The sequence below is a fragment of the Algoriphagus sediminis genome, from assembly GCF_030403435.1.
Classification (GTDB): domain Bacteria; phylum Bacteroidota; class Bacteroidia; order Cytophagales; family Cyclobacteriaceae; genus Algoriphagus; species Algoriphagus sediminis.
This window is the reverse complement of sequence record NZ_JAUEPH010000003.1, coordinates 155574-172083: the sequence shown is the minus strand read 5'-3', so window position 1 is coordinate 172083 and position 16510 is coordinate 155574. Positions and strand designations below refer to the sequence as shown.

Annotated in this window: 12 protein-coding genes; 9 read left to right on the top strand and 3 right to left on the bottom strand. The window is 42.1% G+C overall.

Annotated features, from left to right (window positions below; translation table 11 throughout):
- Positions 1 to 62 precede the first annotated feature (62 nt).
- The 3 genes from QVH07_RS07280 (at position 63) to QVH07_RS07270 (ending at position 5594) form a co-directional block, all read left to right on the top strand.
- Positions 63 to 1334, top strand: a complete 1272-nt coding sequence (locus QVH07_RS07280) for a serine hydrolase domain-containing protein (protein WP_289999502.1) — start codon at positions 63 to 65, stop codon at positions 1332 to 1334.
- A gap of 64 nt (positions 1335 to 1398) precedes the next feature.
- Entirely contained in the window at positions 1399 to 3084 is a 1686-nt protein-coding gene (locus QVH07_RS07275) for a PQQ-dependent sugar dehydrogenase (RefSeq protein WP_289999501.1), read from the top strand.
- Positions 3085 to 3155: 71 nt separating this feature from the next.
- Positions 3156 to 5594: a hypothetical protein gene (locus tag QVH07_RS07270; protein ID WP_289999500.1), complete on the top strand. Its 2439-nt coding sequence runs from the start codon at positions 3156 to 3158 to the stop codon at positions 5592 to 5594.
- Here the strand turns inward: QVH07_RS07270 and dgt are convergent.
- Positions 5591 to 6937, bottom strand: coding sequence for a dGTP triphosphohydrolase (gene dgt / locus QVH07_RS07265; RefSeq protein WP_435367057.1), 1347 nt, complete (start codon positions 6935 to 6937; stop codon positions 5591 to 5593). The genes QVH07_RS07270 and dgt overlap by 4 nt on opposite strands.
- Before the next feature lie 106 nt (positions 6938 to 7043).
- Between dgt and QVH07_RS07260 the strand changes: the two genes are divergently transcribed.
- Genes QVH07_RS07260 through QVH07_RS07250 form a run of 3 tightly spaced genes read left to right on the top strand, consistent with a single transcriptional unit; the run spans position 7044 to position 9344 of the window.
- A complete protein-coding gene (locus QVH07_RS07260) occupies positions 7044 to 7847 on the top strand; it encodes a DUF4382 domain-containing protein (RefSeq protein WP_289999499.1) in 804 nt (267 codons plus the stop codon).
- A complete protein-coding gene (gene ribD / locus QVH07_RS07255; protein WP_289999498.1) occupies positions 7844 to 8869 on the top strand; it encodes a bifunctional diaminohydroxyphosphoribosylaminopyrimidine deaminase/5-amino-6-(5-phosphoribosylamino)uracil reductase RibD in 1026 nt (341 codons plus the stop codon). Before QVH07_RS07260 ends, ribD begins: the two co-directional genes overlap by 4 nt.
- Positions 8862 to 9344, top strand: a complete 483-nt coding sequence (locus QVH07_RS07250) for a GAF domain-containing protein (RefSeq protein ID WP_289999497.1) — start codon at positions 8862 to 8864, stop codon at positions 9342 to 9344. The genes ribD and QVH07_RS07250 overlap by 8 nt, the downstream gene beginning before the upstream one ends.
- On the opposite strand, the gene QVH07_RS07245 is transcribed toward QVH07_RS07250, so the two are convergent.
- Entirely contained in the window at positions 9341 to 10111 is a 771-nt protein-coding gene (locus QVH07_RS07245; protein WP_289999496.1) for an alpha/beta fold hydrolase, read from the bottom strand. The two genes, QVH07_RS07250 and QVH07_RS07245, sit on opposite strands and share 4 nt — an antisense overlap.
- 10 nt (positions 10112 to 10121) lie before the next feature.
- Positions 10122 to 12035, bottom strand: a complete 1914-nt coding sequence (dxs, locus tag QVH07_RS07240; protein WP_289999495.1) for a 1-deoxy-D-xylulose-5-phosphate synthase — start codon at positions 12033 to 12035, stop codon at positions 10122 to 10124.
- Positions 12036 to 12212: 177 nt separating this feature from the next.
- Between dxs and QVH07_RS07235 the strand changes: the two genes are divergently transcribed.
- From QVH07_RS07235 to QVH07_RS07225, 3 genes are read left to right on the top strand one after another with little or no spacing between them, the layout of a single operon-like run.
- Positions 12213 to 12962 (top strand): segregation and condensation protein A, encoded by a 750-nt coding sequence (locus tag QVH07_RS07235; RefSeq protein WP_289999494.1) that lies wholly within the window; start codon positions 12213 to 12215, stop codon positions 12960 to 12962.
- Between the two features lie 3 nt (positions 12963 to 12965).
- Positions 12966 to 14027 (top strand): lysylphosphatidylglycerol synthase transmembrane domain-containing protein, encoded by a 1062-nt coding sequence (locus QVH07_RS07230; RefSeq protein ID WP_289999493.1) that lies wholly within the window; start codon positions 12966 to 12968, stop codon positions 14025 to 14027.
- 3 nt (positions 14028 to 14030) lie between these two features.
- Positions 14031 to 16499 carry a bifunctional UDP-N-acetylmuramoyl-tripeptide:D-alanyl-D-alanine ligase/alanine racemase gene (locus QVH07_RS07225; protein ID WP_289999492.1) on the top strand — a complete coding sequence of 823 codons (2469 nt, stop codon included), beginning with the start codon at positions 14031 to 14033 and terminating at the stop codon, positions 16497 to 16499.
- Positions 16500 to 16510: the final 11 nt, after the last annotated feature.

Genomic DNA, 16510 nt, shown 5'->3' with positions numbered 1-16510 from the left:
TTGAAAATGGCTAAATTACAGGAGAAACTACGTAAACACATACCCATCCTAATTCAATTATAATGGTTCTTAATCGCTCGGGAATCCTCTATTTAGGGGTCCTGACCCTTTTTCTTTCGGCTTGTAATGAGCCGGTCAATCAGAATTTTATCGTTAATGAAGAGGTAAAATCACGCATAGATTCTACTCTTCAATCTTATGTCAATACCGGAAATGTTGGCGGGGTTTCGGCCCTGATATTTGAAAATGATAAAGAGGTATATTTTAATGCCTTTGGCTTTGCCGATAGGGAAAATCAAAAACCTATGGATCGGGAGACGCTTGTGAGAATATATTCCATGACTAAACCCATCACAGGAACAGCTTTGATGCAGCTTTGGGAAAATGGGAAGTTTGATCTGGATGATCCTCTTGAAAAATATGCGCCGGAGTTTTCAGGCATGAAAGTTTATGAGGGTGTGGATGAGAATGGAGAGATGATTCTAGTGGATGCAGACCGGCCCATTTCCATCCGGGATATTACCAGGCATACGGCAGGATTCCCCAATCGTAATGATATTCCCGGTTTAAGTGAAATAATGGCGGAAGTAGATGCCCGGAGTTTTGAAAATACTCTTACGGTGATGGCTGAGAAAATGGGAAGAACACCTCTTTGGTTTCATCCGGGGACTCAATGGGAGTACGGTCTTTCGGTGGATGTTCAGGCTTTTTTGGTTGAGAGAATTTCCGGTCAACCCTATGGAGAATACTTAAGGGCGAACGTATTAGACCCCTTGGGCTTAGATGAGACCAAATACTATTTGCCAGAAGACGAGCGGGATAGACTGGCAGTGGCTTACACTCGCACGGGAGAAGGGCAGTTAGAGCCTACGCCTGATTCCATCGCCAATAGATTTAATTTTAATAAATGGCCGCTCACTCCTGGAGGGTTTGGTTTAGTTTCCACCATAGATGATTATATGACATTCGCTCGAATGTTAGCTCGGAAAGGAGAGATCAACGGAACCCGAATTTTGGAACCCGAAACGATTGAGCTGATGGCTACCAATCATCTTCCAGACTCTATCACTGAGAGATCTTGGCTACCCTCTAAAGGTAGAGTCGGGTTCGGGATTGATTTTGCGGTAAGGACAGAAGCTCCCCAACGCGCTGAGGAGATTAATGGAATCCCAGGTGAATTTTTCTGGGATGGAGCAGCAAGTACCTTGTTCTGGGTTGACCCCAAAAATGATTTGGTAGCAGTCCTATTTGTACAACTTTTTCCTTACGATGGGATTGGCTTGCACAAAAATTTTAAGGACGCTGTTTATGGGAAATTTGTACCAGAGGAATAGCCCTGTTAACCAAGGGTTTCTTATTCATGCAAAGAATTGATATATTTTTCCAAGGCCTTATTTTATGCGTAATTCCAGAAAAACTACCAGTCTTTATATTTTTTGTTTGTTAATCACAATGGTGGCCTGCCAGCCAAAGGGAAATAAAATAGGTGCAGATATTTCTCAGGCTCAGGATCAAATATTGGCTGGTAAAGCCATTTTCCAGAACCAATGTTCTACTTGTCATAATTTTAAGGACAATGCCATTGGGCCGAACTTAAGTGGGCTGACGAGACAAGTTGACTCTGAGTGGATTAAAGGTTTTATCAAGAACCCTTCTGCTTTTTTTGATGATGAGGATGAGCGGGCCTTAGCACTTTTGGCAACCTATAAGACACCCATGCCTGCTTTTGGAAGCTTAAGTGAGCCAGACCTTGATGCTTTATTGAGCTACATGCACACTTTTGCTACCCCTGCTGAACAGGTGGCGCTCTTGGAAAATAAAAACTGGATTGAAGAAGGAATAGAAGATTCAGGAATTCGAATTGAGATTGAGGAGTTTTTCCAGTTGCCTGCTTCGGATACCGTTCCTCCCTTGGCCAAGATGACCAAAATGGAGCCAATCCCAGGAACAGACCGATTGATGATTAATGATCAAAGAGTCGGTATTTATGAGGTGATAGGCTCAGAGCCAAAGCTATTCCTTAATCTCAAGGACAAAATGGACAAACTCGTCAGCAAACCAGGCTGGGGAACGGGACTTGGAAGTTTTGCTTTTCACCCAGATTATCTTGAAAACGGCCTTTTTTATACTGCACATACTGAGCCGGGAGGTTCGGCTATTCCTGATACTGGGTACACTGATAGCCTGAAAGTTTTCATGCAGTGGGTACTTACCGAATGGAAAAATGAAGAGCCAGAGTCTACCCTTTTTGAGGGAGAGTTTCGGGAGCTATTAAGGATAGATATTCCCTCTCAGGCACATGGAATGCAAGAACTGGCTTTTAATCCCACCGCAAAAAAAGGGGAAGAGGATTATGGATTGCTTTATATTGGATTTGGTGACGGAGGAACCGTAGAACAAGGGTTTGCTAATATTTCATATAATCAAGGGAGCGATTTATACAGCAGTATTCTGCGAATTGATCCACTGGGAAGGAATAGTGATAATGGAAAGTATGGAATACCGGAAGTAAACCCGTTTTTTGGACAGGAAGGCAAAGCCGGAGAAGTCTATGCAAATGGCTTTAGAAACCCTAACAGACTGTTTTGGGATCAAGTAGGTAATTTCTATGCTACAGATATTGGCCAGCATACTATTGAGGAAATCAATCGAATTGAACCAGGGAAATTTTATGGTTGGCCATTCCGCGAAGGAACGTTTGAAATCAATCCATATGGGAATTTTAGAGAGATTTTCCCCTTAAAGGAAGGAGATGGAGGTTTAGATGTGACCTACCCTATTGTTCAAATGGAGCATGATGAGCTAGCAGCGATTTTTGCTGGTTATTTTGTGGATGAAGGGGTCTTATCTGGAAACCTCATTTTTGGAGATATACTTTCTGGCCGTCTTTTTCATGCAAATTTCAATGAAAACCCCAGACCTACCATTTATTCCTGGAAAGTGATGGTCGATGGCCAGGAAATGACACTTGCGGAAATGGTAGGAGAAGGGAATCGAGTAGACCTAAAGTTCGGAAAAGATGCTGAAGGTAATATTTACATTATGAGTAAGACCGAGGGTAAAGTTTTTCGAATGAGGCTTTGATTCAATTAACTTTTTACTCCTAAAAATAGACTTAGTTAAAGCCTTTTTTGCCACTTCATAACCCTAATAAAATGAAGAAACTATTTCAAAAGCTTAAAGCTTGGTTCAATAAAATTGTAAAAGCGGTAAGCCCTGGAGATTCCGCAGTGCGAGGGGCAGCCATCGGAATGGTTGCATTTTCGGTTCTCTTCTTCCTATACGAGGTTATTGTTTCCAGCCATAGGTGGAATGATTCCAGACTACTTCTTTTTGGTCTGGTTCTCATGGTGGCGGCTACCTTGATTGGCTTCATCCTACCCTGGCTTATCAAACAATTGGCGTCCATTCCAAAGCCATTCCTCATCGGGTTAAGCTTTGCTATTCCCCTGATGACCATCGTTCGTTTTGGTGATAACAGGGTGGTTTTCTATTTGATTTTAATGTTTGCCTTGCTAGGTGCGGGTATTTCCATGTTCACCCAAAAGACCTTTGGTAAAACCAGCTGGGTAAGAAGAATCATAGGAATTTTGGGCCTATTGGTCGGTTTAGCTGGAATGCTCGCATTTTTTTATGCTCTGATTATTCCTGGCTTTGACATGTTGGAGCCTGTTAATGCCGCAAAGCTAACTGAGGATAATGTTCAAAAATTTGATTTACCCTCTCCAGGTGATAATGGGAGTTATGAAGTAGAGTATTTTACTTATGGTTCAGGGACAGATATAAGGAGGCCTGAGTACGGAGAAGAAGTAGATTTTGAGAGTAGAACTGTTGATGGCACCGCCTTTTTGGACAATTGGGAAGGTTGGTCGGGGGAGCTGAGAACGAAATATTGGGACTTTGATTACCGGGAATTGCCATTAAATGCCCGAGTGTGGGCGCCTAAAGGGAATAGACCTTTTCCCTTGGTTCTGATCGTTCATGGAAACCATGGAATGCAGGATTATTCTGATCCGGGATATGATTACCTGGGTGAATTTCTCGCCAGCAAAGGGATGATCCTGGCTTCAGTAGATGAAAACTTTATCAATTCCTCCTGGACTGATTTATTCACCGATGGTTTGGACGAAGAAAATGATGCCAGAGCCTGGCTTTTGCTGGAGCATGTGAAACTTTGGGATGATTGGTCAAAAGATTCTTCTCATCCCCTTTCGGGCAAAGCTGATTTGGAAAGAGTTTCACTGATTGGTCATTCCAGAGGTGGAGAGGCTGTGGGTCATGCCGCCATGATGAACTCCCTCGACCTTTATCCAGATGATGGGCAAACCCCTTTGGATTATCATTTTAATATTAAGTCTGTGGTGGCGATAGCACCAGTGGATGGACAGTATAAACCGGGAGACTCTCCAAACCAAGTGGAGAATATGAGCTATCTCACCTTACATGGTGGTATGGATGCAGACGTTACTTCATTTTCAGGTTTAAAGCAGTTTCAGAGAATCAAGTTCACCGATAGCCTTTATCATTTTAAGGCTGGTATTTTCATCAAGGACGCAAATCACGGACAGTTCAACACGAGCTGGGGAGATAATGATATCGGAGCGGCATTCGATGGAGTTTTGAATAAGGAACAGCTTATGAGCAAGGAGGAGCAGGAACAAATTGCCAAGGTCTATATCGGAGCGTTTCTGGAAGTTACTTTAAATGAGAGGGATGAATATCTTCCTTTTTTTATAGATCATCGAGCTGGTAGGGACTGGCTTCCGGATAATATTTATTTGAATCAGTTTGAAGATTCGAATACAGAGATTTTGGTTGATTTTGATGAGGACCTTGATCTGAAAACGGCAGGAAAAGGAATGGCCCAAGGAATTAACCTTAGTGTTTGGCGTGAGGGAGAGGTTCCTTTTAATTATGGCAGGCTGGGAACCAGAGCTGCTGTCTTAGGCTGGAACTATGAAAAATTAGACGGGGCTGATAGCCTTTGGGAGGATGGAAAAATTCCTGAATTGCCTGATAGTATCCGTGCTAGCTATACCATTAGTTGGGATTCTGTTCCTGCTCAGGTCGACTCTACCTCCGTGCTGGTCTTCTCGCTTTCAGAATCTACAACCAATACTGACCCCCGAAGTTCTGGTAAATGGGTTAATAAAAAGGATGAAGATGATGACGAGGGCGTTGATGAGGAGGAAGAAAAAGAAGAAGTGGAGAATGAGGAAAATGATGCCGAAGAAGAACTAAATTTAGAAGATTCCGAAGCTGACGAAGAAGAGGAAGAGGAAAAACCAGAAGACCCTTTGAACCTTAGCTTAATTATAAAAGATCGGGCCGGTGAAAAGTTAGAGTTTTTATTGAGTGATTTCTCACATCTTCAAAGAAGAGTAAAAACCCGTGTGGAGAAGTTGCAGTTTTTGGATGAAGACAGTAATTCGGAGCCAATATTCCAAAGCTATTCCTTCGAGTTTAAGCGGCTTAAAGACCGAAACCCAGATTTTGACTTCTCTAATCTTGTAGAGATCAAGTTTGTGTTCGACCAGACTATCGAAGGGGCTGTAATTTTGGATCAGCTAGGAATCAGAAAACCTCTGGATTAATTTCCAGGGAAGGAAATCCCGTTGACCCTTCGATATAGGGAAAGAGCATATTTATCAGTCATTCCACTAATGTAATCGACCAGTGCCCGGATAAGGCCATAAGGATTTACTTCCTCACCCCAGCCATTGAGCGGAAAGTCTTCCGGAAGCAGCCTTAAAATACTCTTATCCTTTCCGGAAAACTGTTCTGGCCTATAACATTTATTATAGATAGAGGATGAAAAAACTGCGAGAAGGCCTTCCAATACCTGGAAACCAGCGGCCTCTTTTTCTAGAACTACCTGGCTTCGGTAGATTTTCCGGATGGAAACTTCCGTTATTTTTTCCAGGGCCTTCGCTGAAGGAATGACATCGGTCAAAGCTTTATCAAAAATCCCCTTGAGCATTCCTTCTTCATTTGTGATGAAAGCCACTACACATTCTTCTATCAGTTGGCCTATGGCCAAAGCCCTCAAAGCCCCTAGATTTTGTGTCATGCTTCGGCCTTTCAGCTTTTCTGGATCAAAACGATCTTTTAGAATTGGAGCGAGAAGTTCTACCGTTTCTTCAAAACTAACCAAACCGGTGGTACAGCCATCTTCCAGATCGATGATGCTGTAACAAATGTCATCTGCAGCTTCCACCAAAAAGGCCAAAGGATGTCTACACCAACAATCGGGACTGTTTTTTTCTATTCCAAGGAAATTTGCCAAACGCTCAAAATCAGCAAACTGGTTGATAAAAAACCCAAATTTCTTTTGGCTTTTACGCGCCACATCGCGATGTGGAATATCGCTTGGTCTGGGGTATTTGGTGAAGGCCGCTAAAGTGACATAAGTGAGCTTCAATCCATTTTCTTTGGAAACCAACATGCGAAACCCCTGTGCATTCCCTTCGAAGTTACACAAGTCAGTCCACTGGTCTTCTCGAAGATGATTTTGCCAGATCTGACCTGATTCATGATGCCTGAAAAAATCCGAAATGGCCTCCTCTCCTGCATGTCCAAAAGGAGGGTTTCCAATGTCATGAGTTAAGGCCGCTGCCGCTACAATCGCACCTATTTCGTAAGCTGAGATTCCAGCTTCGCTAAGTTTTGGGTACTTTTCCAGGAGGTAATAGCCGGCTTCTTTTCCAAGTGAACGCCCTACAGATGAAACCTCGAGACTATGGGTAAGGCGCGTGTGGACAAAGGCATTATCAGGTAGTGGAAACACTTGTGTTTTGTCCTGAAGGTTCCTGAAGGGAGAAGAGAAAATGATTCGATCATAATCAACTTCAAATTCACTCCTACTACTATTATTGGTTGATTTTGAAGCCAAATCACCAAACCTTCCCCGGTTCAAAAGCTTTTCCCATTTCATCATGCCCAAAAATAGCTGCTTCCAAACGAAGGAAAAGACTTAAACTCGCTTTTTATAATCTTAGGGTAAGGAAAAACCGTATTTTTGTGAGGACACATCCGAACTTCCCTTGAGAAAACTCATTTACGCACTTTTTCTTTCAGTAATCTTACTTTTGGCTTATTCCTGTGAGGACCCAAGCTCTGATCAAAAAGCCTTGTTAAATGTTATTTTGGTGGATGCCCCTGCTACCTGGGATTCAGTTTTTGTGAGCATTTTGGGAGTGGAGGTAGATGTAAGAGTTCAAGCAAGGGAAGCGAGCTTGGAAACCTTTTTTCTTGAATATAAACCAGGAGAAAAGGAAATCGAAGTAAGCGCATTGGTAGCTGGAGAGGCCTTGCTATTGGCAAGGGGAGAACTCCCGGTGGGAAACATTGAAGGAATACGGATGATTTTGGGAAACAATCATTCCCTATGGGAAAATGATAGGCAGTATCCTTTGCCATTAGAAAGCGCAGACATGGAAGTCATTCCACTTGAGTTTAATCAAGATCTTGAATTCGGGGTTGCCTATGACGTCATTCTGGATTTTGATTTGGAGAGGTCTATCAATCTGCTTTCGGAAGATCCCTTTATTTTTTTCCTCAGCCCAGAGGTCAGTGCAATCCCCGGACTAGGTTCTGGAGAAATTGAGGGAAGAATTCAGCCTACAGGACTTAGGCCTGCGGTATATGCCATTGTGGGTTCAGACTCTATCTCCACGCAAACAAATAGCTCAGGAGTTTTTCTCTTTAGGCTTCCAGAAGGAACTTTTGACTTATACGTGGATCCTAAGGATTCTCTATATGAAGGGTCAATACTTAAGGATATTCCTGTCCTATCAAACCAGCAAACTGAGGTAGGTGATATCGTTTTAGAGCCTAAAGAAGAATGACCAAGGATAACAAGTATATGCTTCGTGCATTGCAACTTGCCGAGCTAGGAAAAGGGGCGGTTTCACCAAACCCAATGGTCGGCTGCGTGATCGTTCATGAGGATAAGATTATTGGAGAAGGCTATCATAAAAAATATGGAGAGGCTCATGCGGAAGTGAATGCTATTCATTCTGTTTCCGAGACAGATCTACTTTCAGATGCCACTGTCTATGTCACCTTAGAACCTTGCTCTCATTTCGGAAGGACTCCACCCTGTGCAAATCTGCTGGTCGAAAAGGGTGTCAAAAGAGTAGTAATTGCCACAGTTGATTCCAATCCCTTGGTTGGAGGAAGGGGAATTGCCATTCTCGAAAATGCGGGAATTGAAGTCAAAGCAGGTGTTTTGGAAAAGGAAGCACGATATCAGAACCGAAGATTTTTCACCCAAATTGAGAAAAAAAGGCCCTATGTGATTTTAAAATGGGCTCAAACATTAGATGGGTTTGTTGCGAGAACTGACTATTCTTCCAAATGGATCAGTGGCTCCCAAAGCCGACAATTGGTGCATAAATGGCGTTCGGATGAAGACTCGATTTTGGTTGGGAAGAATACTGCGAAATATGATAACCCAAGATTGAATGTTCGTGACTGGAAAGGAACCAATCCAATTCGTCTTGTGATTGATTCAAACCTTGAGTTAGACCCCTCTCTTTCTCTATTCGATGGATCGGTACCAACGATTTGTTTCAATACCATAAAGGCTGAAAGAGGAGGAAATATGGAATATGTAAAGCTTAATGATGGCTTTGAGTTAGGTGATGTTCTCAGCGATTTAAATTCACGAAAGATTCAAAGCTTGATTGTGGAAGGGGGAACATATTTATTGAATAAATTTATAGAAACTGAACTTTGGGATGAGGCACGGGTGTTTACCAGCCAAGCCCGATTTGAAAGTGGAATTTCTGCGCCAAAATTTGATTTCCCTGTATCGCAGGAAATTCAAGTTGGTGATGACTCTTTAAAGATTTACTACCGTGTCTGAGAACCTATACCTACCAGAAACAGGAACCAAAGCTGAAATTTATGAGGCTTTATTGCCTCAGGTGGAGGCGCTGATTTCATCAGAATCTGATCTCTATGCGAACTTGGCCAATATTTCGGCCTGTCTGAAAGAAGCACTAGGGTTCTTTTGGGTTGGGTTTTATTTGGTTAAAGAAGAGCAACTTGTCCTGGGGCCATTTCAAGGGCCTATTGCCTGCACACGAATTCAGATGGGTAAGGGAGTTTGTGGAACTTCCTGGCAAAGGGCAGAAACTTTGATTGTGGATGATGTGGATGCTTTTCCTGGCCACATTGCCTGTAGCTCAGCCTCCAAGTCTGAAATAGTGGTTCCGGTTATGAAGGATGGAGTTGTATTTGGCGTTCTGGATGTGGATAGTGATCAGCTAGCCTCTTTTGACGACACGGATAGAAAGTACCTAGAGGAGCTAATGGAGATTCTTTCCAAAACGCTTTAAGCTTCACAAGCTTTTAGAAAGCTTTGCAAAAGATTAAGAGTCTTCTCTTTTTCTTCTATCATTCCCATGTGACCCATGCCTTCCAATTCGTGGTAATGAGTAAACAATTCTTTTTGTTTTCGGCTATCCTCAACGGGTACAGCCGAATCTTGTGTGCCCGCTATCATCAATTTTTTACCTTGAAAATGTGCTAAAATGGAGGAACGGTCCGGCCGGTCTCGCATTGCTTGGGTAAAGGCCATTAGTCCATTTAGAGAAGAGCGATGAGCATCTTTCACCGCTACTTGAATTTCTTCCTCCAGTTCTTTTCGTCTGTTTTCAGGGAATAATTGCGGGACAAAAGAATCAACGAATTTTGTGACACCATTTTTTTCTATAAACAATAGGGCCCTGTTTCTCATCGCTTTTTTTTCCTTAGGATCAGCAAAAGAAGTAGAATTAAAAAGGCCAATACCCTTTATGTGGTTTCCTAAAAGTTCCAGAAGACTTAGTGCAACATATCCTCCCAAAGAATGCCCTATGATGATTGGGTTTTTAATGTCCTGATCATGCATCCATTCTTCTATTTGGACGGCAACTTCCTCCAGTGTAATTCGGTCACGATCCAAAGGACTCATTCCAAACCCGGGCAGGTCAATGGCATATACTGAATTAGATGAACCAAGAGCAGCACTGAATTCACGCCACATTTCTCCTGTTTCACAAAATCCGTGAATAAGGATTAAAGGCTGTCCATCACCTTCTTGGTAAAAGTGAATTTCGGACATGGGATAAGAATTATTTTGCGGTTGAAACTTCAGCCATACTTCGAACCGCATCGGCGATTCCAGCTGGGTCAAAACCACATTGCTTATGTAGCTCTAGTTGCGTACCATGTTCCACGACCTCATCAGGAATGCCAAGTCGCTTGATCTGCGACTGATAGCCATTATCGATCATCCACTCGGTCACCGCTGATCCGAATCCGCCCATCAAACAGCCATCTTCTACAGTTACTACCTTCTTGAATTTTCCAAAAACTTCATGAAGTAGATCTGAATCCAGAGGTTTAACAAATCGCATGTCAAAATGAGCTGGATTTAAGCCTTCTTCTGCTAGGGTTTCACAGGCTTCGACAGCATAGTTTCCGATGTGACCAAGAGTAAGGATAGCAACATCCTCCCCTTCCTTCACAACTCTACCCTGACCAGTAGGAATCTTTTCAAGTGGTGTTCTCCACTCTGGCATCACACCCTGACCTCTAGGATATCTGATTGAATACGGAGCACCATGCTCGGAAGCAGAATACATCATATTCCGAAGTTCCTCCTCGTTCATAGGTGCTGCTACTACCAAATTTGGAATACATCTAAAATAAGCGATGTCATAAGCCCCATGGTGTGTGGGGCCATCAGCACCTGCGAACCCTGCTCTATCGAGGCAGAATACTACAGGGAGGTTTTGAAGGCAGACATCATGAACCACCTGGTCATAGGCTCTCTGCATAAAAGTGGAATAGATATTACAGAAAGGAACAAGGCCTCGTGTAGCTAGTCCAGCTGAAAAAGTGACAGCATGTTGTTCTGCTATTCCCACATCAAATGCTCGATCAGGCATTGCTTCCATCATAATATTGAGAGAAGAACCTGAAGGCATGGCTGGGGTTACCCCCATAATTTTATCGTTTTTTTCAGCCAGCTCAACAATCGTATGACCGAAAACTTGCTGATATTTTGGTGGCTGAGGCTTTGATGGTTTTTTCTTATAAATCTCCCCTGTTACCTTATCAAAGGTCCCTGGGGCATGCCATGTGGTTTGGTTTCCATTTTCCGCTGGCTCAAAACCTTTGCCCTTCATAGTTATACAATGAAGTATTTTTGGGCCTGGAATATCTTTTAGATCACTTAGAATTTCTGCCAGGTGGTTTACATCATGACCATCTACAGGGCCAAAGTATCTCAGGTTTAACGATTCGAATAAGTTGCTTTGATTTAGCAATGCTGATTTTAATCCACCTTCAACCTTTGAAATGATCTCTTGAGCACTTGTACCAAACTTGCTAAGCTTACCTAGCATTTTCCAAACCTCATCCTTTACCTTGTTATAGGTGTGTGAAGTGGTGATATCCGTCAGATAATCCTTAAGAGCTCCCACATTTGGGTCTATAGACATGCAGTTGTCATTCAGAATGATCAGGATATTTGAATCAGAAACACCTGCGTGATTCATTCCTTCGAATGCCATTCCACCCGTCATAGCACCATCACCGATGACAGCAACGTGCTGAATATTTGAATTTTTGTACTTCGAACCAACGGCCATTCCAAGAGCAGCAGAAATAGAAGTACTAGAATGCCCAACACCAAAAGTATCGTACTCGCTTTCTTTTCTTTTTGGAAACCCAGAAAGGCCTCCATAGACCCGATTTGTATGAAATTTATCTCGCCTTCCAGTTAAAATTTTATGTCCATAAGCCTGATGACCTACATCCCATACGAGTTGATCTTCAGGGGTATTAAGCACATAGTGCAAAGCTACAGTAAGTTCTACAACTCCCAGGCTTGCACCGAAGTGACCGCCATAAACAGAGACATTGTCGATGATAAACTGACGTAGTTCATCACATATTTGTACCAGTTTGTCCTTGGGAAACTTCTTTAGGTCTGCAGGGCTATTGATTTGGGCTAATAATTTTCCTGGTTCGATTAGCATTTTTTAAGTCGTAGTTGGGATACAAAGGATAACCTTTTTAGAACAGCATTGTTTTCCATCGGATTAAAATCAAGCAGGTTCAATCCTTTACTTTCTGCGGGCTCTTTCCTGTTAATTAGCCTTATTTGAATATCTTTGATTTTAAACAGCAAAATTAACCATTAATTTAAATATCCTTTGAGTTTCGAAATCAAATTACCCCTTTTCGAAGGTCCATTCGATTTGATGCTTTTTTTTATAGAGCGAGACGAATTGGATATTTACGACATTCCTATTTTCAAGATCACCCAGGATTTTCTCGACTATCTTCACCATTTGGAGAAAATGGAAATTGAAGTGGCGAGTGAATTTATCCTTTTCGCGGCAACTTTGATGAAGATAAAGTCAAGGATGCTTTTGCCTCGGCCAGAGCTGAACGAAGAGGGAGAGGAAATAGATCCCAGAGAAGAGCTGATTAGGAATTTGCTTGAGTACAAAAAATATAAGTCTGTAATTGAGGAGCTTTCTCAAATGGAGTATGATCAACTTCATAAGGAGAAAAGAGGGAATGTTTTAGAGGAGTTTTACTCTCTGTCTTCAGGGGAAAATGTGGATGCTGAAATGCAACACCTGGACTTATATAAACTTCTTAAGGTCTTTCAAAAAAAGATGGCTCAACTCGCGGCAAGGGAGGAAGAAACCAAGCATACGGTAATTCAATACCCATATACGATTGAGCAGCAAAAGGACTTCGTATTAGAAAAAGTAAGCCTGAAAAAGAAAATGCCATTTTCTTATTTCATCGAATACAAAGCCGATAAGATCTTCGTGATCTATACATTTCTGGCCATTTTAGAACTATTGCAACTTTCAAAAGTTACCATCGTCATCGGTGAAGGATTCAATAATTTTTGGGTCGAACACACAGAGCCGGTAGAGGCTGCATAGGGAATGAAGCTAGACAATAAAGAAATTTTTAAGACCCTTAATCCAAATAAGGTTTGGGTTCCGGTACTTATTGGACTGGGCATTGTCTTCGCAATGTTCTATTTCGATCCGGATGTAACCTCAGATAACCTCAAAGTGGTTTTTGATGCATCCTTGCCATTTATTTTTCTGGCAATCGTTCTTATTCTTTTCAGGGATATTGGTTATGTCTACAGAATTCGGGCTATCACCAATCAAGAACTAACCTGGGTTCGGGCCATTTATGTCATCATTCTCTGGGAGTTTGCCTCCGCAGTTACCCCTTCTATAGTTGGTGGGACAGCTGTGGCGATTTTTATCTTGAACAAGGAAGGGATCAAGCTTGGAAGAGCCATCGCCTATGTGATGGTGACTGCCATTTTAGATAACCTGTTCTTTGTTATAGGAGCCCCAATTATTTTGGTTTTGGCCAAAGGGAATATTTTTCCTGAAAGCGAAGCGATTAAAAACCAGTTCCAAAATGGTTTGGAAGCTATTTTCTGGGTGAGTTATGCCCTTTATGCCCTTTACAGTATGATTATGGCTGCGGCATTATTTTATCGACCAAGAGTGTTTAAATGGATCCTTATCAAGATTTTTTCCATCCGATTTCTTCGAAAATGGAAACACGATGCTGGTGAGTATGGAGATCAGATCATTGATGCATCTGAGGAGCTATCCGATAAAAACTACAAATACTGGCTTCCTGTGATTCTCGCTACCATATTTATCTGGAGCTCACGTTATCTCATGCTCAATGCCTTGATTTCTGCATTTGTCACCTTGAGTTTAGATAGTCATTTGATTGTATTTGCAAGGCAAGTGATCATGTGGATCGTGATGATGATTTCCCCAACACCAGGAAGCAGTGGTACCGCCGAATTCTTCTTTTCACAGTTTTTCACTCAATTCTTGGATGGATACACATTCGTGACGAGTATCCTATGGAGGCTCTTTTCCTATTACCCATATTTGATTCTTGGCGCGATTTTTCTACCTAGATGGATACGCCAGGTTTTCTTCAAAAAGAAAAAGCCCATCGAATAAATTATGCTGTCCAGCTTATCCATATCTCAATTGCTTGAAACCTGTGGAGGAGAGCTTTTGGGTGAAAAAATGGACATGGTTTTTGAAACAGTCTCCATTGATTCAAGACAGATTGGCAATCCGAAGAAAACGCTTTTTGTTGCTTTAAAGGGAGCAAAAGCAAATGGAGAGGATTTTATTCCGGATTTAATAGATCAGGGAGTGCAAGGCTTTTTGGTCGGTTTAAGCTTTAGTCCGAAGAAAAATAATCTGGATAGATGTATTTTCCTCAGAGTACCAGACACCCGAAAAGCACTACAGGATATTGCCGCATTCCAAAGAAAGCTTTTTGAAAAGCCGGTTGTTGCGATTACCGGAAGTAACGGGAAGACTATTGTAAAGGAATGGCTGGGGCAATTGCTTTCTCAGGGCTTCAATGTCGGCAAAAGCCCAAAAAGTTATAATTCTCAGGTAGGTGTTCCCTTATCCATCTTTGGTCTCACCGATTATCATCAGGTGGCTGTGATGGAAGCTGGAGTTTCGAAGGCTGGCGAAATGAAGGCATTGGAAAGGATGCTAAAACCTGATTTGGGAATTTTCACGAATATCGGTACGGCTCACGATGAAGGCTTTCTGTCCCGAAAAGATAAGATTGAGGAAAAGCTCCAGCTGTTTGAGAGTACCAGTTTTCTCATTTACCAAAGGCAGAATTCGCTTTTGAGCGAAATCATAGAAAAAGAGATTGAAGACGAAAGAAGAATTAGCTGGTCTGACTCAGCCAGAGCCACCTTCGTGAGATCTCTTAGAACGGAAGGAACATTAACTCGGATTATTCTTTTAAAAGAAGAATTGAGCATGCACACTTTTCATGTTCCTTTTTCTGATCAGGCATCCCTTGAGAATATTACACACGCCATCGTGGCTGCATTAACTTTGGGACAATCAGCTTCTCAAATTCAGGAGGCTCTAAAATACCTGAAGTCGGTGGATATGCGTCTCACGGTGAAAGATGGAGTGAATAATTCCTTGATTATCGATGACACCTACAACAATGACTTGGAGGGATTGAAGGTTGCGTTTGATTTTATGAATCAACAAAGGCCAAAGGCAAGGAAGATTGTTATCCTTTCTGACCTTCTCCAGCAAGGTGCCTCTGAGCAGGTTTATCCAGAAGTTTCCAGACTTCTTGAAATGCATCAGGTTAATACCCTTTATGCCGTTGGAGCTTCCATTTCGGCATATCCCTTTCCAAAAAGTATAGTGACCATTTCATTTGTCACTACCGAAGACTTGCTAAATCATATTCGGAAGGATGACTTCCAAAACGATTTAATTCTTGTCACTGGAGCCAGATCATTTGGCTTTGAGAAAGTTGTTGATTTTTTAGAGCAAAGATTACACGGGACCGTTCTTGAGATCAACCTCAATGCCTTGACCCATAATTACAATTTTTACAAAAGGAAGCTTAAACCAGAAACCAAAATTATGGTCATGGTGAAGGCATTTGCCTACGGTGGGGGATCTTCAGAAATAGCGAATCATTTGCAATCCATTGGAGCCGATTACTTGGCGGTTGCGTATACGGATGAAGGGGTCTTCTTAAGAAATGAGGGAATTACTTTACCTATCATGGTTTTGAACCCTGTGAAAGAATCTTTGCAGTCATGCTTGGATTTTGATTTGGAACCAGTGGTTTTCAGTGTTTCTTTTTTTGAATTCGTTGCCAATTTTGCTCGAGAAAAAACGAAGGAAATAAAGGTGCATCTGGACTTTGATACCGGAATGAGGCGACTTGGTTTTACAAGTGATCAACTACAGAGTCTGAAAAAATTACTGAATCAAAACCCACAAGTTAAAGTTAAGAGTGTGTACACCCATTTGGCAGGAGCCGACGAAGAAGTCCATTCCGAATTTTCTTTAGAACAGCTCCAGCTATTTAATGAAATGGTTTCCCAAGTTCAGCCAGACCTCCCCAAGAACATTCTTAAGCATGCATTAAACTCAGCTGGAATTCTTTCCTTTCCTGACTACCAAATGGATATGGTTCGTCTGGGTATTGGGCTTTATGGAGTAGAGGTGAGCAACAAGGAGCCAGAAGCCCTACGTCCTATATCTACTCTGAAAACGAGTATTTCCCAAATCAAGACGATCAAACCAAGTGAAACAGTAGGGTATTCCAGAAAAGGAGTTCTCCCAAGAGGCGGAAAAATTGCCACACTTGCCATAGGCTATGCTGACGGGTATGACAGGAGGTTTAGTAACGGAACAGGGTATGTTCTTATCAATGGACAGAAAGCTCCTGTGGTAGGAAATGTTTGTATGGATATGGTTATGGTGGACGTGACAAGTATTCAAGCTAATGAAGGAGATGAAGCCATTGTTTACGGTTCAGGAATATCATTACTTGATCAAGCTAAATCCATTGGAACGATTCCGTATGAGCTTTTGACTAATATCAGTACCCGGGTGAAGAGAGTTTATTATCTGGACTGAATTGTCTCCCG